Annotated in this window: 14 protein-coding genes; 4 read left to right on the forward strand and 10 right to left on the reverse strand. The window is 62.6% G+C overall.

Going from position 1 to position 18,103, the window contains the following annotated elements; all coding sequences use genetic code 11:
* Positions 1-7: 7 nt before the first annotated feature.
* From BC360_RS27780 to BC360_RS27795, 4 genes are all read left to right on the forward strand, one after another.
* Positions 8-790 carry a CoA-transferase subunit beta gene (locus BC360_RS27780; protein WP_065797620.1) on the forward strand — a complete coding sequence of 261 codons (783 nt, stop codon included), beginning with the start codon at positions 8-10 and terminating at the stop codon, positions 788-790.
* Positions 791-1,996, forward strand: a complete 1,206-nt coding sequence (gene pcaF, locus BC360_RS27785) for a 3-oxoadipyl-CoA thiolase (protein WP_065785682.1) — start codon at positions 791-793, stop codon at positions 1,994-1,996.
* Between the two features lie 342 nt (positions 1,997-2,338).
* Positions 2,339-2,722: an ArsR/SmtB family transcription factor gene (locus BC360_RS27790; protein ID WP_065797621.1), complete on the forward strand. Its 384-nt coding sequence runs from the start codon at positions 2,339-2,341 to the stop codon at positions 2,720-2,722.
* 1 nt (position 2,723) lies between these two features.
* A complete protein-coding gene (locus BC360_RS27795; RefSeq protein ID WP_065797622.1) occupies positions 2,724-3,218 on the forward strand; it encodes an SRPBCC family protein in 495 nt (164 codons plus the stop codon).
* 45 nt (positions 3,219-3,263) lie between these two features.
* On the opposite strand, the gene BC360_RS27800 is transcribed toward BC360_RS27795, so the two are convergent.
* The 10 genes from BC360_RS27800 to BC360_RS27845 all read right to left on the reverse strand — a co-directional run bounded on the left by BC360_RS27800 (position 3,264) and on the right by BC360_RS27845 (position 18,050).
* Positions 3,264-5,276, reverse strand: coding sequence for a beta-galactosidase (locus BC360_RS27800; RefSeq protein WP_065797725.1), 2,013 nt, complete (start codon positions 5,274-5,276; stop codon positions 3,264-3,266).
* A gap of 128 nt (positions 5,277-5,404) precedes the next feature.
* On the reverse strand, positions 5,405-6,439 hold the full coding sequence (locus tag BC360_RS27805; RefSeq protein ID WP_065797623.1) for a LacI family DNA-binding transcriptional regulator: 1,035 nt from the start codon (positions 6,437-6,439) through the stop codon (positions 5,405-5,407).
* Positions 6,440-6,519: 80 nt separating this feature from the next.
* The gene (locus BC360_RS27810) at positions 6,520-8,268 is read right to left on the reverse strand and encodes an amylo-alpha-1,6-glucosidase (protein ID WP_065797624.1); all 1,749 of its coding nucleotides are present in this window, start codon (positions 8,266-8,268) and stop codon (positions 6,520-6,522) included.
* A gap of 3 nt (positions 8,269-8,271) precedes the next feature.
* Positions 8,272-9,084, reverse strand: a complete 813-nt coding sequence (locus BC360_RS27815; RefSeq protein ID WP_065797625.1) for a carbohydrate ABC transporter permease — start codon at positions 9,082-9,084, stop codon at positions 8,272-8,274.
* Complete coding sequence (locus BC360_RS27820) at positions 9,077-10,033, reverse strand: carbohydrate ABC transporter permease (RefSeq protein ID WP_065797626.1); 957 nt, start codon at positions 10,031-10,033, stop codon at positions 9,077-9,079. Before BC360_RS27820 ends, BC360_RS27815 begins: the two co-directional genes overlap by 8 nt.
* A gap of 19 nt (positions 10,034-10,052) precedes the next feature.
* On the reverse strand, positions 10,053-11,285 hold the full coding sequence (locus BC360_RS27825; RefSeq protein ID WP_065785688.1) for an ABC transporter substrate-binding protein: 1,233 nt from the start codon (positions 11,283-11,285) through the stop codon (positions 10,053-10,055).
* A 20-nt stretch (positions 11,286-11,305) separates the two neighbouring features.
* On the reverse strand, positions 11,306-12,454 hold the full coding sequence (locus BC360_RS27830; protein WP_065785689.1) for an ABC transporter ATP-binding protein: 1,149 nt from the start codon (positions 12,452-12,454) through the stop codon (positions 11,306-11,308).
* A gap of 202 nt (positions 12,455-12,656) precedes the next feature.
* The gene (locus BC360_RS27835; RefSeq protein ID WP_065785690.1) at positions 12,657-15,689 is read right to left on the reverse strand and encodes an aminotransferase class III-fold pyridoxal phosphate-dependent enzyme; all 3,033 of its coding nucleotides are present in this window, start codon (positions 15,687-15,689) and stop codon (positions 12,657-12,659) included.
* Between the two features lie 17 nt (positions 15,690-15,706).
* Positions 15,707-16,369: an SDR family oxidoreductase gene (locus BC360_RS27840; RefSeq protein WP_065785849.1), complete on the reverse strand. Its 663-nt coding sequence runs from the start codon at positions 16,367-16,369 to the stop codon at positions 15,707-15,709.
* Positions 16,370-16,394: 25 nt separating this feature from the next.
* The gene (locus BC360_RS27845) at positions 16,395-18,050 is read right to left on the reverse strand and encodes an amino acid ABC transporter permease (protein ID WP_065785691.1); all 1,656 of its coding nucleotides are present in this window, start codon (positions 18,048-18,050) and stop codon (positions 16,395-16,397) included.
* Between the last annotated feature and the right edge of the window lie 53 nt (positions 18,051-18,103).

The following is an 18,103-nucleotide window of genomic DNA, read 5'->3' on the forward strand; positions in this document are numbered from 1 at the left end:
GGCGAAGATGACCGATTTCACCCCCAACGAAATGATGACCATCGCGGCCTCTCGCGAGCTCTCCAACGACGACGTCTGCTTTGTCGGCATCGGTGCGCCATCGGCCGCCTGCAACGTGGCGCGGCTGACACACGCGCCCGATATCACCCTGATCTACGAAAGCGGAACCGTCGGCACCAAGCCGGATGTGCTGCCGTTGTCGATCGGCGACGGCGAGCTTTGCGATACGGCACTCTTCACCGTCTCCGTGCCGGAGATGTTCCGCTACTGGCTGCAGGGCGGCCGCATCACCACCGGGTTTCTCGGCGGCGCGCAGATCGACAAATTCGCCAACCTCAACACCACGGTCGTCGGTCCCTATGACCATCCGAAGGTCCGCCTGCCGGGTGGCGGCGGCGCTCCGGAGATCGCGTCGAATTGCGGCCGCATCTTCATCACCATGGCGCTCTCCAAACGCGGCTTTGTCGAAAAACTGCCCTTCATCACCTCGATGGGCCATGGCGAAGGCGGCGATCATCGCGAACGCCTCGGCATGAAGACCAAGGGGCCGACCCGCATCATCACCGACCTCTGCATTCTGGAGCCCGATCCGGTAACCAAGGAGCTGACGGTCGTTTCGATCCACCGAGGGGTGACGCGCGAGCAGATCGTCGACAACTGCGGCTGGCCGATCAAGTTCGCCGAAGACGTGATCGATACACCGGTGCCGACCGAGATCGAACTGGCGACGCTTCGCGACATCAATGCCCGCACGAAGAAGGCCCACCAGGGCAACAAGGAGGCCGCATAAATGGCCGATGCCTATATCTGCGATTACATCCGCACACCGATCGGCCGCTTCGGCGGCGCGCTCTCCTCGGTCAGGGCGGACGACCTCGGCGCAATCCCGCTGAAGGCGCTGATGGAACGTAACCGGTCACTCGATTGGGAAGCGGTCGATGACGTCATCTTCGGCTGCGCCAATCAGGCCGGCGAAGACAACCGCAACGTCGCGCGCATGTCGCTGCTTCTGGCCGGGCTGCCGGCAAGCGTAACGGGCACGACCATCAATCGCCTCTGCGGTTCAGGCATGGATGCCGTCATCACGGCCGCGCGCGCCATCAAGTCGGGCGAAGCCGAGCTGATGATCGCCGGTGGCGTCGAAAGCATGTCGCGGGCGCCCTTTGTCATGCCGAAGGCGGAAAGCGCCTTTTCGCGCAACGCCGAGATTTATGACACCACTATCGGCTGGCGTTTCGTCAACCCGCTGATGAAGAAGCAATATGGCGTCGATTCCATGCCGGAGACCGGCGAAAACGTCGCCGAAGACTTCAAGGTAAGCCGCGAAGACCAGGATGCCTTTGCGCTGCGCAGCCAGGCGAAGGCAGCGGCCGCCCAGAGCAACGGCCGCCTGGCAAAGGAGATCGTCGCCGTCACCATCCCACAGCGCAAGGGCGATCCGACTGTCGTCGAGCGAGACGAGCATCCTCGCGCCACGACGATGGAAGCGCTTGCCAAGCTCGGCACACCCTTCAAGAAGGAAGGCGGGACGGTCACCGCAGGCAATGCATCCGGCGTCAATGACGGCGCAGCGGCACTGATCATCGCCTCCGAGGCGGCGGCCAAAAGATACGGTCTCAGGCCTATCGCCCGTATCCTCGGCGGAGCAACCGCCGGCGTTGCGCCGCGCATCATGGGTTTCGGCCCGGCTCCAGCCTCGAAGAAGTTGATGGCGCGTCTCGGCCTGACGCAGGAGCAGTTCGATGTCATCGAACTCAACGAGGCCTTTGCCTCGCAGGGGCTGGCGACGCTGCGCGATCTCGGCATTGCCGACGACGATGGCCGCGTCAACCGCAACGGCGGCGCCATCGCGTTGGGTCACCCGCTCGGCATGTCCGGCGCCCGGATCACCGGAACAGCGGCGCTTGAGCTCGCAGAAACCGGCGGCCGCTACGCCCTTTCAACCATGTGCATCGGCGTCGGCCAGGGCATCGCGGTGGCGCTCGAGCGAGTCTGAAGCATATCGCGCAAAAGTGCGCAGCGGTTTTGCGGCAACGGCATGCGCAGTAAGCGGAACTGAAAGTCAGACAGGGAGCCGTTCGATGACGGCTCCCCTTTTCCCCTCACACGACCCTCCTTCGCGCCGCGCCATGACGATCAGCTGCAGTGGCATCGTGACGAAGAAGCGGAACGCGGTTCCGTTGTTTCGACATCCACAAACCGAACCATTCGCCAGAACCTGATATGAACCTGGCCCGCCATAGGCGGGACCTGTGTCATCGCGTTCCCAGGCTGCGTATTGACTCTCGTACAACATCATAAGATAACCAATAAGTTCTAAAACTATTTGGTTATATAAATGACCCCATCCGAACGCCTCGACGCAACCTTTGCGGCTCTCGCCGACCCGACACGGCGCGCCATCCTTGCCCGTCTTGCACTAGGCGAGGCGTCGGTTCTGGAACTTGCGGAACCCTTCGCCATGAGCCAGCCGGCGGTGTCAAAGCACCTGAAGGTCCTGGAACGCGCCGGGCTGGTTTCGCGCAGCCGCGACGCGCAGCGCCGGCCCTGCCGTATCGAGATCCATCCGCTCACTGAGGCGACCGACTGGCTGGCGGAATACCGCAAGCTTTGGGAGGCGAATTTTTCCCGGCTCGACACGCTGCTTGAGGAACTGAAGGCCAGCGGCGCGACACAGGCGTCGGCCGCGCAACCCACCGATTTCACCACGAAGGAGGAATGACATGAATGCCGCCTCGAACAAACTGACCGTCACCGCCCATGGCGACCGCGAAATTCGCATCATTCGCACTTTTGACGCACCGCGTCGGTTGGTTTTCGACGCCTTCACCAAGCCGGCTCTCGTCAAGCGCTGGCTGACCGGCCCGGACGGCTGGTCCCTGCCCGTCTGCGAGATCGATCTCAGACCCGGCGGAACCTTCCGTTATGTCTGGAAGAACACCGAAGGCACCGAGATGGGCATGGGCGGTACCTATCGCGAGATCGATGCGCCGGACCGGATCGTGCATGAGGAACTCTTTGACGAGGACTGGACCGGTGGTCAGACACTGGTGACCACGCACTTCGTCGAGGACGGCGGGCGCACCACGGTGACGACTGCCGTCGTCTACTCCTCGACGGAGACGCGCGATGCCGTCCTCAAGTCGCCGATGGAGAGCGGCATTGCCATAGGCTATGACCGCCTCGAAGGAATTCTCACCACCGAGTTTGCAAAATAGTCATGCAACGGCCGTGGGCGGAGTGATCCGCCCACGGCCCGATATTTATTCCGTCCAGATCGCGACGTCGACGGGACCGAGCTTGCGTGCACCGACATGGAAGGTCGCGCCGGCGCCGGCCGGCACTTCGGCCACCCCCTTGCCGTAGTTGAAGGCGAAGTTGAGCTTGCCGCGGCGGGCGATGCGCAGATCGCCGAGATCGGCGAGCGCTTCGACCGAAGCCCAGCCCAGCGCGTCATTGATCGCCTTCTTGAGCAGATCGCCACGGGCAGCCGCTGCCATATAGCGTGCCTTGTCGTTGCCGACGAGTGCCGGTGCGCCATTGCGGTACTCCCCTTCGAAGGTCGCCAGCACCGTCTCGCTCGTGCGCACGGTTTCCCGCCAGATGCCGGCCGGATAGGTCTCGTTGCCGTAAAGCACCGCCTCGCCATGGAATTCCGGCAGCGACTCGACACGGGAGACACTGACGTCGATGAGTGCCGCGAGCGGTCCCGGCGGCAATCCCTCGGGAATGTGCATGTTCTCGGTCTTGCTGCCGCTGCGCGGTCCGAACAACACCTTGGCTTGCGACCTCGCCAGCTTCTCGACGAAGGTCTGGGTGGCGATGACAAGGTCTGGCGCCAGCACCAGTTGGTAGCCGTCGAGGTCGGAGTGCTGGCCGATGAAATCGACGTCGACGCCGAGGCGCGAGGCGGTCGAATACCAGTCGAGCGCCGTCGCCGAGGCCGAGTAGGTCCGGCCCTGCGGCAGGGCGCGCGTCGCCCATCGCGAGTTGTAGTCGAGCAGGATCGCGACCTTGGCTTTGCCGCGGGCCTCGCCCTTCGGCAGCCGCTTCATCTCCTCTGCAACCTGAGCCACTTCGAGATAGCCCTGGTCGGGCTCGCTGTTGGGGAGAAGCAGGCCGGCATGGAACTGCTCCTGCGCAAACGGCACCTGCCGCCAGCGGAAATAAGAGACCATGTCGACGCCATGCGCATAGGCAAGCCAGGTCCAGAGCCGCACCATGCCGTCGGCCGGCGACTGGTTGTGCGCTGCCCAGTTGACCGGTCCCGGCTGCTGTTCCATCACCCAGACGCGGCCGCGGCCGACGGCACGGTAGAGATCGTGGTTGAAGGCCGGCTGGTCCGGGTCGCCGACACGCAGATAGCGCCCCTTGTCCTCCGGCGAGAGGCGGCCGTTCAACAGCCCGCCCATCGGATAAACGTCCCAGGACGCGACATCGATGTCTTCGCCGACCTTGTAGTGATCGAAGTCGGTGTTCTGCGACATGAAATTGTGCGTCACCGGACGACCCGGCGAATGCTTGCGGATGATGTCGACCTGCGCCTTGTTGAAGCTCTTCACCTGGTCGGACGAGAAGCGGATGAAGTCGACGATATGCGTCGGGCTCGGCTCCTCGACGAGATTGTTCGGCAGCTCGACTTCGTCGAAGCTGTTGTAGTTCATTGCCCAGAAAGCCGTTCCCCAGGCCCGGTTCAGCTCGTCCGTCGTGCCGTAGCGCTCGGCGAGCCACAGGCGAAACGCCCGCTCGGCCTCGTCCGAATAGCTGTAGATCGTATCGTGGTCGCCATATTCGTTGTCCGTCTGCCAGGCATGGACGAAGGCGTTCTTGCCGTAGCGCTCAGTCATGGCCTCGCAGATGCGTGCGGCCTCGGCACGGTAGGTGCGACTGGAGAAGCAATAATGGCGCCGGGCACCAAACTTGCGCACCACGCCCTTGACGTCGACCGGCAGGATGTCGGGGTGGCGATCGATCAGCCACTTCGGCGGCGCGGCGGTCGGCGTGCCGAGAATGACCTTCAGGCCGGCGCTGCCGAGCACGTCGATCGCGTCGTCGAGCCACTCCCAATGAAACTCACCGGACCTCGGTTCGATCTTCGCCCAGGCGAATTCGCCGATGCGCACCCAAGTCAGGCCGAGCTCGACCATGCGGCGGGCGTCCTCTTCCCATTTCTCGCGCGGCCATTGCTCCGGATAGTAGCAGACGCCGAGTTCGAGCATATCGGTCTCCTGCTGGTCGGCGTTGAAACGGTTCGGTCTCGTCAGGGGCATATGCAAGATCGGGTCCTTCGTCATGCTTTTGGCCGGTTTCACCCGGCACTTCGTCTTCGATGCGAGCGCCCTTGGAGATATAAACGTTTATATCACCAGGCGCAGTCGTGTTGCCGTCGGGTCGTTCTTCGTCTTCAGCGTCTCGGGGTCAGGCGGTCGTCGCAACGCTCGATCAGCTTCGGCATCAGCAGCGTCTGCAGCGCCTCCGGCGGCTCTCCCTCCATCCGGCGAAGGATGTAGGTTCCGAGCAGGCTGCTCGGTTCGCTGATCGGCAGGTAGTAGGTGGTGATCGGCGGCGCGAAATACTGGCTGACGTTCAGATCGTCGGTAGCATTGATGACTGCATCGCGGCCGTGCACGAGGCCGCGTTCGTGGAAGCCCGAGAAGGCGCCGAGCGCGGAGGCCTCATTGGCGCAGATATAGGCGGTCGGCGGATTGGAAAGATCCGACATTGTCAGCACGTTTTCCCGCCCGAAGGCCGGCGTCAGCCGCCCATGCGCGACCAGAGCCGGGTCGAAGGGCAGGCCGGCAACTTCGAGCGCGCGCCTGTAGCTTTCAAACCGGGTTATGCCATAGCTTAGATCCGACAATGGGTTGAGCAGGGCAATGCGGCGGTGGCCGCGCTCGATCAGTCTCGCCATCGAAACGCGGATCATCTGCTCGTTGTCGGCATCGACATAGGCATGCGGCGCGTTGTGAATGCTCGTGCCATAGGTGACGAAGGGAAAGTCCGCCGCCTGCATCGTGCGGATACGCGGATCGTCGGCGCGCGTGCCCGAGATGATGATGCCGTCGGCCTTCTTCAGCGAGACGATCTGCTTAATGACCGCCTGGCTTTCCTCGAAATTCCTGACTGCATAGAGCGAGACCCGATAGGGGCTGTCTTCCAGCGCCCAGGAAATGCCGCTCAAGAGCTGGGCGTATTCCACGCCTTCCCACTCGTTCTGCTTCGGGCCGGGCGCCGTCATGATCGCCGCGACCTGATAGGTCTTGCCGGTGCGCAACTGCACGCCATGCATGTTGAGTTCGTAGCCGACGCGCTCCGCGGCCTCGATCACGATCGCGCGCGTCTCCGGGCGAACCTGAGGCGAATGCTTCAGGGCCTTCGAAACGGTGGCAATCGACAGCCCCGTTTCCTGCGCAATGGTCTTGATCGTCGGTCTCTGCATGGCGTCTTGGCTCGTCACGGGTTGCTAGATCACGATGATTTTGGGTCGGCTCGACCCAAAATCATAAACGTGATCGATCCTCATAAGTTAGAGCGGGATGCGGGCGGAAAACCGCACACACTTTCCTCATCCCGCTCTGTGCTGAGCGATGCCGCCAGCAGGAGATAGACTGCGGATGTCCAGGCGAACGCCCGATCGCGAAGGCCCCTCCCCGACCGCGCATCGAAGTTTTCGGCCATACCGCTTTTGCTGGCAAGTGAACAGAACTTTTCCGCGATTTCGCGCGTCAGCTCAATCTCCCCTTGCCGACGAAGACCATCCCAGAGGAGCAATGTCGTCGGTGCCCAGATCGGTCCGCGCCAATAACCGTCATCCTCATAGAACGAACTTTTCGGGCTTTCCGTTGCCGGTCCCCACGCGGTGAAGAAACCGCCCGCGACGAGACGGGCAACAAGCTTTTCGCGCATTTCGTTCGGCAGACGCGTGCCAAGCAGCAGCGGCATGAACTGGATCAGATTTTCGCCCGGCAGAACCCGATCCGGTGCACCGGCGAGCCGGGCGCCGAAGGTTTCACCGGTCCAGAGGCGATCAAACAGCAGCGCCTGCAAAGCATCCGCCTTGGCGTTCCATTCCGCGCCACGCGCCGGATCGCTCTCAAGCAAGGTCGCAAGCGCCTCGCAGGCTAGAATGAGGAACACCGGCAGATCGGGCGAGATGACCGGACCGCCCTCGGCAAAGAAGGTCGCATTGTCCCAGCCGCTGTCGTTGCCGTGAAAATAGCTCGGCAGCGACGTTGCGTTCGCACGGGCGTAGGTCAGCCAGTAATCGACCTGCCTGCCGATCGCATCGCGCAGATAGGCCTTGCGCTCCGCCGTCAGGAAATCCGGGTGCCTTGCCGCGATCAGCGACACCGCCCAGCCATGCACCGGCGGCTTGGTAAAGGCGAAGAGCACGTCGCGATCGTTGATGTAGTCGGGCAGAAGGCCGGAAGCGTCCTGATGGTCGAAAATCGCGGCGAACTGATCAAAGGCGAGTTCGGGATCAACAGCCGCCACACCCAATGCTGAAAAGGCGTTGTCCCAGCTCCAGATGTTGATCATGTGGTTCTTGGACATGTAGATCGCCGGCCGTGTCAGCTGACCGCCGACCGGAACGCCGTTTGCCCACAGCAGATAGCTTGCCAGCCGATGCGCCTCGTCCTGTCCGCGCGCGCCGCTCGGCACATTTCCATGCCACTGCTCGAACTCGACAGTGACGCCGGAAAGCGCGTCGGCGAAGCTCTCAAGCGGCGTTGTCGGCGGCACAGTGCGGAAGAAGTCGACATTGCCCTCGAAAACGCCTGTGCCCGTGAAGGCGAAGGAGACGTCGGCCGAGTGGTCGCGCTGCCAGGCACCGGAGACTTCAAGGGCGCCCGACACCGCGCGGGGGATGAACTTGACGTTTTCGACGGCGGCCACCAGGCAATCGACGCCCGCCGGCGTGCGATAAACATAGTCATAGCGCGACCCTTCGAGATGGAAGCGCACACCGGCGTTCTCACCACGGACATGCAGCCGCTCGCCTTCGCCGATGACGAAGGTCAGCGATCCCGTGCCGATGCGGGCAACCAGGCGCTCCGGCGTCAATTCGAAGGTCGCCTGCGCCGGCTTGCCCGAAGCGTCGAGGAACTCGACCCGGCAGAGGCGCCCAAGCGAGGGCCGCTCGTCACCGCCGGCAACGAAGCGGAGATAAAGCGCACGCGCGCCGTCGCCACCCGGCACCTTCATCATCGAAAGCGTCAGAAACCGCCCCCTCCGACTGAAGGGGATATGATCGATATCGAACAGCATCGTTTATCCCTTCACCGACGAGCCGACCGCGCCGTCCATGATGTAGCGCTGGGCGACGAAGAAGAGCGCGAGCGGCGGCAGGCAGAGGACCACCGTGATCGCGGCGATCGAGGTAACGTCGACCTCATGCAGCCCCTTGAACATCGAAAGCCCGAGCGTCAGCGTGTATTTCGACTGGTCGTTGAGGAAGATCAGCGGACCGAGATAGTCGTTCCAGGCGTTCATGAAGTGGAAGGTGCCGACCAGCACCAGCGCCGGCATCATCAGCGGCAGATGGATGCGCCAATAGATGTCGAAGGCGTTGGCCCCATCCATACGCGCCGCTTCGTCGATCTCCATCGGCACAGTCATGATGTACTGGCGAAGCAGGAAGACGAAGAAGGCGTCGGCGAAATACGCCGGCACGATCAGCGGCTTCAGCGTGTTGATCCAGCCCAGCATGTTGAATTCCATGTAGAGCGGAATCATCTTCACGTCCCACGGGATCATCATGGTGGCCAAAAGCACGATGAACAGCGGGTCGCGACCGGGGAAGCGGAAGCGGGCGAAGCCATAGGCAACCAGCGAGCTCGAGATCAGCTGCCCGATGGTCGAGAATACGACGACGATGACCGAGTTGGTGAGATAGGTGCCGAAGGGCTGCTTGTTCCAGGCGGCGGCAAAGTTCTCCCAATGCCATTCCGACGGCCAGAAGACCGGCGGGAACTGGTAAAGGTCGGCGGTGCTTTTGATCGCCGTCATGAAGGTCCAGTAGAACGGCGCGATGAAGAGCGCCGAGAGCAGGATCAGCGCGGAATAGAGCAGCGTCTTACGCATGGCCTTCTCCATCGTTCTGGCGAACTTCGCCTTCGTAGTAGACCCAGGCGGCTGACCAGCGCATGACGCCGAGGCTGAGCAACAGCACGATGATGAACATCACCCACGAGCCGGCGGCGGCATAACCCATGTCGAAATATTTGAAGGCGTTGTCGTAGATGTACATGGCAAAGAAATAGGTGGAGCCGAGCGGGCCGCCCTTGGTCAGAAGCAGGGCGATGGTCAGTTGCTGGAAGGCGGAGATGATCGAGGTGATGAAGGTGAAGAGCAGCATCGGCCCGAGCATCGGCAGGGTGATGAACAGCATCTGCGCCCAGCCCGGAACGCCCGACACAGTCGCCGCCTCGTACAGCTCCTTCGGGATGGCTTTCAGGCCGGTCAGAAGGATCAGCATGGTGCCGCCGAGCCCCCAGAGGCTGGCGATGATGATCGCGACGATCGCCAGGTTCGGGTCGCCGAGCCAGTTCGGCCCGTCGATGCCGACGAGCGACAGCATGAAGTTCAGGAGGCCGTATTCCTTGCTGTAGATCCAGCTCCAGATCGTCACCAGGGCGACGCCGGAAATGACGCTCGGCAGATAGAAGGCGGTGCGGAAGAAACCGCTGGCAAAGGTGATGTTGTGCAGCATCAGCGCCAGCAGGAACGACATGATGATGTTGAACGGCACATAGATCGCCGCGAACTTCACCGTGATCCAGAGGCTCTCCCAGAACTGCGGATCGTCGAACAGCATCGAACGGTAGTTGTCGAGACCGACGAAGGTTCGCTCGCCGACCACGGGCCAATCGTAGAAGCTCATCGTCAGGGAGAAGACGAGCGGGCCGAGCGTGAAGAACAGGAACCCGAGGATCCACGGGGAGATGAACAGATAGGGCGCTGCATAGTGCGCGATGGCGGAGCGCTTGCGCCTTGCCACCTTGGGCTCTGCCCCGGCATAGGTCATATCCATCTCCCCGTACTCCCTTCGCTTACTTGATCAACCGCTTGGAACGGCTGACCGCATCATCCAGATGCTGCTTGGCGTTGCCCTGATCGATCATCGTTGCTTCGATGGCGCGCGCGAGATTGTCCTGCACCTTGCCCCAGTTGGCGTTCTTCAGGAACGCATGGGTTTCGGTGTTCGAAGTCGCGAGAACGTCGAAGAACGGCTTGTAGATCGGGTCCGTGGTCATGCCCTTTTCTTCGGCAACGCTGGTGCGAACCGGCAGGTCGTTGGTGCGCATCGCAACGGCTTCAGGTGAGGAGAAGAACTTGACGAACTCCCAGGCGAGGTCGGCATGCGCCGCATCCTTGGCGATCGAGATCGCCGAGACGCCAAGCGCGGAATGCGCCGTCTTGTCGCCGAACTTCGGCAGCGGTGCGACGCCATATTTGAAGCCGGCGGTATCGATGCCTGCCTTCGACCACATGGCGCTCTGGAACATGGCGATCTTGCCGCCCTTGAACAGCGTGCTGCCCGAGGTGTCGTCGCCGAGGTTGAGCGTGATCGCTTCCTGCGTCTTGGCCATGTCGCCGAACATGTCGAGGACCTGGGCGGCCGCATCGCTGTTCATGTAGCCGTCGATCTGCTTGCCATCGTCGGAGATGTACTTGGTACCGTTCGACCACAGGAACTGCTCGAAATCGTAAGGATCGGGCTTGGCGTCGACGGCAAAGCCGTAGACCTTGTTCTTCTCGTCACGGAACTTGGCGGCCTTGGCGCGCAGGTCGTCCCAGGTCCAGCCATCCTTCGGCTCTTCGACGCCGGCCTTGGCGAACATGTCCTTGTTGTAGAAGACGACCTGGGTGGTGAAGCCCGACGGCATGCCGTAGGTCTTGCCTTCGACGCGCGTCGTGTTCATCAGACCCTTGGGGAAGTCGTCGGGTTTCACCTCGGCGGCGTCGCGCGCGATCAGGTCGTCGAGCGGCATCAGCGAGGTGTAATACTGCGGGAAATTCCACATATACATGACGTCGGGCGGGCTGCCGGCACCGAAGGCGGCGATCAGCTTCTGATCGTAACCATCCGCGTAAGGCTCGACCTGAACCTTCACGCCCGGGTGCGTTTCCTCGAACTTCTTGGCGATCGCCTGCTGGATGGCCAGGCTTTCATCCGTGTCCCAGGTGGCAAAGCGCAAGGTCTCTTCCGCGCGGGCCGTGGCAGCTCCGGTCATCGCCAATACCATGAGCGAGCCGATGAGCGACTTCGTCTTGTTCTGCATGCTTCTCCTCCTCATTCGGGTCACGCGACCCTTTTGCTCTTTTCCTGATTGATCAGCATCTGCGTCTCGGGATCGAGCGCCCTGGCAATGGCCTTCCCGTCCGCATCGAACAGATGGCAATGCTCGGGCGGAATGCGCAGATGGATGCGCTCGCGGTTGGCGACCGGGTGCGTGCCGCGCACGACTGCCGTCATGTCAGCGCCGTTCTCAAGGCCGATGTGAACATGGCTCTCGGTGCCGAGGCGCTCGACCAGGCGGACATCGCCGATCAAGTGCGCTTCCTCAGGCGAAACCAGCTCGAGCTTGTCCGGGCGGATGCCGATCGTCACCGGCTTATCCTTGGCGATGACGGCCGAGGATAGGGTTTCGAGCGCCAGGTCCCGCACCAGGCCGCCACTGGCAAGCGTCAATTCGGAACGGTCCTGACGGACCAGATTTGCGGTGACGAAATTCATCCGCGGCGAGCCGATGAAGCCGGCAACAAAGAGGTTCGCCGGCTGGTAGAAGAGTTCGAGCGGCGTGCCGAATTGGCTGACCTTGCCCTTGTCCAGGACGACGACGCGGTCGGAGAGCGTCATCGCCTCGACCTGATCGTGGGTAACGTAGATCATCGTGACGCCAAGGCGCTCATGGAGTGCGGCAAGCTCGACGCGCATGGTGACGCGCAGGCCGGCGTCGAGGTTCGACAGCGGTTCATCGAGCAGAAACAGCTTCGGCTCGCGAACGATCGCACGGCCGATGGCGACGCGCTGGCGCTGGCCGCCGGAAAGCTGGCGGGGCTTGCGGTTCAGAAGCTCGGAGATGCGCAGAATGTCGGCAGCGTTATTGACGCGGCGCTCGATCTCGTCGCGCTTCATGCCGTTCAGCGCCAGACCGAAGGACAGGTTCTTGCGCACGTTCATGTGTGGATAGAGCGCGTAATTCTGGAAGACCATGGCGATATCGCGCTTGGCCGAGCGCAGATCGGTGATATCGCGATCGCCGAGACGGATCGAGCCGGAATCGAGTTCTTCCAGGCCGGCGATCGAACGCAGAAGCGTGCTCTTGCCGCAACCCGACGGCCCGAGAAAGCAGACGAATTCGCCGTCGGCGATATCGAGATTGATGCCCTTCAAGACTTCGAGCGAACCAAAGCCTTTGCGCAGATTTTCAATACGGATAGCTGCCAACGGGCCCTCCCCTGATGGCGAACGTTGCGGCACAAGGCTCGACGGCCAACTTACCACACGCTCGTGTTAAACGTTTATATGAACGATAAAAACGTTTAACTTCGTTGTAAAGAGGAAAAATCGACCCCGGGGAAATTGCTGTGCACGACAAGGGGCATAAAACCGATACGGCCGGTGCATGACCGGCCGTACCGCTTCTGGATCAATGGTTTAGGCGCCCGAGCGTCTCGTCGAGCGCATCAAGGAAATGGTCGCAATCGGCGGCGCTGAACGGTGCCGGCGGCTTGACCTTCAGCACGTTGTGGTGCGGCCCCTCGCTGCTGAGCAGGATCCGGTGCCTGCGCTTCATTTCGGCGATGACGAAGTCAAGCTCGCTTGCGGCCGGTTCCAGAGTCTCGCGGTTGCGCACCAATTCGATGCCGTTGAAAAGACCGTAGCCGCGTACGTCCCCGATGATGGCATGGCGCTTTGCCAGCGCACGGGCGCCGTCCATCAGCCGGTCGCCGACGACCTGGCAATGGTGCATCAACCGCTCGTCGCGAATGACGTCCAGCACCGCAAGGCCGATCTCGGCCGAAACCGGATTGCCGCCGAAGGTGTTGAAGTATTCCATGCCGTTGGCAAAGGATGCGGCAATCGCCTCGGTGGTGACGACGGCGGCCATCGGGTGTCCGTTGCCGATCGGCTTGCCCATCGTGACGATATCAGGGACCACCCCTTGCGTCTGGTGCGCCCACATATGGCTGCCGACACGGCCGAAGCCGACCTGCACTTCGTCGGCCAGGCACAGGCCGCCGGCGGCGCGCACATGGGCATAGGCCTCGTGCAGATAGCCTTCCGGCAATGTCAGCTGCCCGCCGGTCCCCAGAATGCCTTCGCTGAAGAACAGCGCCGGGCGACGGCCGGTGGCGGCCAGCGCCAGCACCTGATTGCGTACATCGTCGGCATATTTATGGCCGGCTTCAACGTCGCCGTAGCGATAACGGCCGCGATAGAGATCCGGCATTTCCGCCACCTGCACGTGGGCGGGACGCCCTTCGCCGCCCTTGCCGGCAAACTTGTAGGGGCTGACGTCGATCATGCTCGACAGATGCCCGTGATAGGCGTGATCGACGGTGATGACGTCACGGTTTCCCGTGTAGGCGCGCGCAAGCCTGAGCGCCAGGTCATTGGCTTCGCTGCCGGAATTGACGAAGAAGCAGACGTTGAGCGGGTCGGGGAACTGTGCGGCTAGCCGCCGCGAATATTCGACCAGCGAATCGTGCAGATAACGGGAATTGGTGTTGAGCCGCCCCATCTGCGCTTGCGCCGCCTTGACGACGCGCGGATGGCAATGGCCGACGTGGCAGACATTGTTGACCATGTCGAGCCAGCGTGTGCCATCCTCGTCGATCAGGTGGGCGCCTTCGCCGCCGACGATCTTCAGAGGTGCCGCTCTATAGGCGATGCTGAGCGAACGGCCGATGCGCCGATGACGCTCGCGCACGAGAAAATCCTTGTCGCGCGCCACGATAACGGAGGCTGGTACAGGCAACCCAAACACGACGCTCGGATCGGGGCTGACATCGCGCCAGACCTGCCACTGATCGCGGACACCGACGCCGAACATGCGTCCCTCAAGACCGAGATGGTCAGTCACCAGCTGGAAATGAAGATGCGGCGCCCAGTTGCCGTTTTCCTCAGTGGCACCAAGCGTAGCGAACCTCTCGCCTGTGGCAATGCGCTGGCCGATCGCCAACGTGGCGATAGTGTCGCGCGACAGATGGCCGTAGAGCGTCCAGAAGATGTCGCCTGTATCGGTTGCATGTTCCAGCAGGACCGTCGGGCCGAAACCGAAGGCGACGGCATCGTCGTGAAGAAAGGCGACCTTGCCGGCGAATGGCGCATGTACCGGCTCCAATGCCGGCGCGAAGATGTCGACGCCGAGATGGATCGAACGGCGCTCGCCGGCGATTGCCGTTTCATAGGCCTCGCCCTGATAGATCGCGCGATCCTCGCCATAAAGGCCTATGCCGAAATCCGCGTTCTGCTCGCGGATACGGGCCACAATCCGCGCCTCGGCACCCCTGGCGTCCAGTGTCGCCCACTGCGCTGCCTCGGGACCGGATGCAGAGAAATCAAAGACGGCGACTTCGGGCTTGGCGACCGACGGCTTGACGATGGCGGAGAAGTGATGGGCATTCTGCTCCAGCCAGCGCGCGACGGCAGCCGCATGTGCGATCGGCGCAAAGCCGCAGGCGTCGCGGATGCGGGCAATGGCAATCGTGCGGTTCTCGCGCTCCAGACGTTGAAGCTCGCGCCAGACATCCTCCTGGCTGACGAGCAGGTACGTATTCTCAGGGTTGTCGCGGATCTGCTTGGCCGCCATGCACATGCTGACGGCATAGCGCGTGCGAACGAGGTCGAAGATCAGGCCGGCCTCGGTCTCGCTGATCGGGTTCGGGCGGTGATAGGCGCCCGCGAGCACCACGATGGTGCCGACCGCATCCGCCGTGCCGATCAGCGCATAGGCCGCAGCGACGGCAATCTCGACGACGCGCCAGGTCTCGACCATATCGCCGAAATCCAGGAGCCCACTGACATGCCCCTCATCGACCAGCAGCACGTTGTAGTCGTTGGCATCGTTATGGATGACCTGACGCGGGCAGCCTTCGAGGCTCGGAAGAACCGACGAAGCGAACCGTTCGAGGATGGCGCGAACCGCGGCCCGCTTGTCGTCGCCTTCGATCAGATCCACATGCTGCAAGTGCATATCGGCGCGGCCGATATCCCAGGCATAGACGCGTTTCGTGCCGGCATGGGCAAAGCCCTTGAGGCTGTGATCGAGCCGACCGAGCAGGTGTCCGAGCGTTTCCGCGCTCGCCGGACCGCGGGAGGCAGATTTCGCCCAGATATCGCCCGGCAACCAGGTCAGGAGCCGCGCGGTGCGCTCACCGCGGACCGTCGCCTTGACGGTTGCCGCACCGGCGCGGCTAGGCACTGGCCGCGAGACCGGCAGGTCGGCCGCCGTTTTCGCAAGCTGGTCGAGCACCGCGACCTGCATGTCGAGGTCATCGGCATCGCCTGGCGCGTGCAGCTTCAGGAGATATTGCTCGCCGTCTTGCGCACGAATGCGATAGTTGAGGTCGTGTTCGCCCGGCAGTGGCGACACGTCCCCTTCAATGCCGTAGGCCTCGATGAGCAGTGCCCGGATTGCCGCCAGTTCCTGCTCTGCGTTCAAGTCATTCTGTGTCATGCCCGCTGCTTGTCCCGTCACCATGAAATCCGTCGTCCGTCGTAGCTGCGGAAGCTGCCGCTATCGGCCATGTCCGCTTCGTCGATCATTGCTTTCAACCCGGCGGCACTGGTTGCCACCGGAACATTCGCCTCGTCCCCGCCCATGTCGGTCTTCACCCAGCCGGGATGCAGCGACAAAACGGCAATGCCGTCCTTGCGGAAGTCTTGCGCCAGCTTCACCGTCGCTATGTTCAACGCCGCCTTCGAGCAGCGATAGGCGTAGTCGCCGTCATCGTCGTCGAGCGTGCCTTCGGCAAGCGAGCCGGCGCGGCTGGAGATGTTGGCGATGATCCGGCTCTCGCCGGCAAGGAGGTTCGCATGCAGGGCGCGCGCCAGAAGCAGAGGCGCCAGCGCGTTGACGCGCATCACCGCGACGAAATCGTCGCAGTCGAGCGTTGCCAGCCCGCCGATGTCGCCACGGATGCCGGCATTGTTGATCAGAACGTCGATGGCCACGCCTTCAAGCGCGCTGCCGAGGGCTGCGATTGACGTAGGGTCGGAGACGTCGAGCGACAGCGCTTCAATCGCACCGTCGAAAGTCGCTTCCCCTCGGGCACAGGCAATGACCCGCCAGCCACCGGCCGCATAAAGCTCCGCGAGTTTGCGACCCAGACCACGCGAGGCGCCGGTGATCAGCACGGTGCGGCGGGTCTGTTTCGCCGCTTTATCGATGCTTGATGTCATATTTTCTCTCGACCATGTTCACGAGGCTTGCCGCGGCGAGCGTCAGGAAGATGTAGAAGATCGCGGCGGAGTTATAGGGCGCGAACGGCAGGAAACTCGCCGACTGGAACTCGCGCATGCGCTGGGTGATGTCCCGGATCGACAGGATTGACAACAGCGAGGTGTCCTTGAGGATCGCGATCAGTTCGTTGCCGAGCGGCGGAATGATGATCCTGAAAGCCTGCGGCAGAATGACGAGCCGCGCCGTCTGCCAGCGATTGAGGCCGATACTGCGCGCCGCCTCCACCTGGCCGACCGGGATGGCGTTGATGCCGGAGCGGAAGATTTCGGCGAGATAGGCCGAATAGGCCAGCGCCATGGCGACGATGCCGCGTACCAGATTGGGCGGATCGAGCACGCCTTGCGTGGCGTCCTTCAAAGCGCCGCTGAGCGGCAAGCCGACATAAAGCACGATGACCAGCATCGGAATGCCGCGAATGGTATCGACGATGAATTCGGAGCCGACGGCCAGCGGGTGGCGTTGGTGCAGATAGCCGCCGAACGTCAGAAGTCCGAGAATGATCGCAAGCACCGCAACGGTGATGCCGGTCGCGCGATCGCGGTCATTGAGCGCTTCGGTCTTCCAAAGCACCGGCAGATCTTCAGGCGCCGAGGCTACCGGCAGCAGGGCGGCGCTGACGCCTTCGTTCTTGGCCATGGAGGCGAGTGCCTCGGTCGGGCCAACAAAGGTGCGCACCGGCGTCTCCGTCTGCGGGGCGCCGTCATACTGGCCGAACCGTACCGCACTGATGAGACCCGCCGGCGTGTTGGTGACGATGCCGACCTTGCCGTCGAGCGAACCGGCAAGCACGTAGGTGTCGCGCGGCTGCAGCAGGAACCAGGCGGCTACGAGCGCGAGAATCAGCGTCGCCACGGCGAAATAGAGGCTGGTGCGCACCGTCGAGCGCAACTGCAAGAGACCGACCCAGACGAGCCCCATCACCGCGGCCAGAATATAGGCGGCAATCGCCGCGCGGATGGTGGTCGCCACGCCCGCGGCAAAGGCGATATGCGCGAAGAAGAAGATGAAAACCAATCCGGCGCCATTGACGACGCCGAGGATCCAGCGCCCGATACGGCGCAATGGACTATCCAATGGCTCACCGGCGCGCTCGCCGGCGAAAAACAGCCCAAGACCGAGAATGCTCAACACGAGGTATCCCGGGAACAGCCACGCCTCGACGCTGCGAACCCACAGATCGGCCGCCTCCGTCAGTTGCCGCGGCGTCACGCCCTTGACGATCAGCTCCGACTTGAACGGATCGACACCGTTTGCCACCACCGAAGCGATGAATGGATGAATGCTCTGCCCGAGCAACAGGACGAAGGCGGCGGCAACGTTCAGCACCGCCGCGGCAACGGCCCATTTCTGGCGGCCCGCCTTGGGCCGCGAGAACAGGAGCACGCCAAGTCCGGCCGAAAAGGCAATTGCCAATGCGAGAAAACCGGGCACGAAGGCTGACGAGCCATTCTCGACGCCAAGGATGGCGCGAAGCGACCGCTGGTAGTCTCCGGAGGATACGAAGAGATAGATGATGAAGGGCAGCGCGGTCAGGATGATGAGATTGCTCGGACGCACGCTTCTCAGGAACGACATTCATTCCTCCGGGTATTGCTGTTGAAAAGGCTAGTCCCCGAAGCGCGCATCGG

Source organism: Ensifer sp. LC163, assembly GCF_001695855.1.
Lineage (GTDB): Bacteria > Pseudomonadota > Alphaproteobacteria > Rhizobiales > Rhizobiaceae > Ensifer.

Bases quoted from the DNA above. Each gene is read 5' to 3' on its own strand.
- BC360_RS27780 (WP_065797620.1), top strand. From the start codon at position 8: ATGACCGATTTCACCCCCAACGAAATGATGACCATCGCGGCCTCTCGC.
- pcaF (WP_065785682.1), top strand. From the start codon at position 791: ATGGCCGATGCCTATATCTGCGATTACATCCGCACACCGATCGGCCGC.
- BC360_RS27790 (WP_065797621.1), top strand. From the start codon at position 2,339: ATGACCCCATCCGAACGCCTCGACGCAACCTTTGCGGCTCTCGCCGAC.
- BC360_RS27795 (WP_065797622.1), top strand. From the start codon at position 2,724: ATGAATGCCGCCTCGAACAAACTGACCGTCACCGCCCATGGCGACCGC.
- BC360_RS27805 (WP_065797623.1), bottom strand. From the start codon at position 6,439: ATGCAGAGACCGACGATCAAGACCATTGCGCAGGAAACGGGGCTGTCG.
- BC360_RS27810 (WP_065797624.1), bottom strand. From the start codon at position 8,268: ATGCTGTTCGATATCGATCATATCCCCTTCAGTCGGAGGGGGCGGTTT.
- BC360_RS27815 (WP_065797625.1), bottom strand. From the start codon at position 9,084: ATGCGTAAGACGCTGCTCTATTCCGCGCTGATCCTGCTCTCGGCGCTC.
- BC360_RS27820 (WP_065797626.1), bottom strand. From the start codon at position 10,033: ATGGATATGACCTATGCCGGGGCAGAGCCCAAGGTGGCAAGGCGCAAG.
- BC360_RS27825 (WP_065785688.1), bottom strand. From the start codon at position 11,285: ATGCAGAACAAGACGAAGTCGCTCATCGGCTCGCTCATGGTATTGGCG.
- BC360_RS27835 (WP_065785690.1), bottom strand. From the start codon at position 15,689: ATGACACAGAATGACTTGAACGCAGAGCAGGAACTGGCGGCAATCCGG.
- BC360_RS27845 (WP_065785691.1), bottom strand. From the start codon at position 18,050: ATGTCGTTCCTGAGAAGCGTGCGTCCGAGCAATCTCATCATCCTGACC.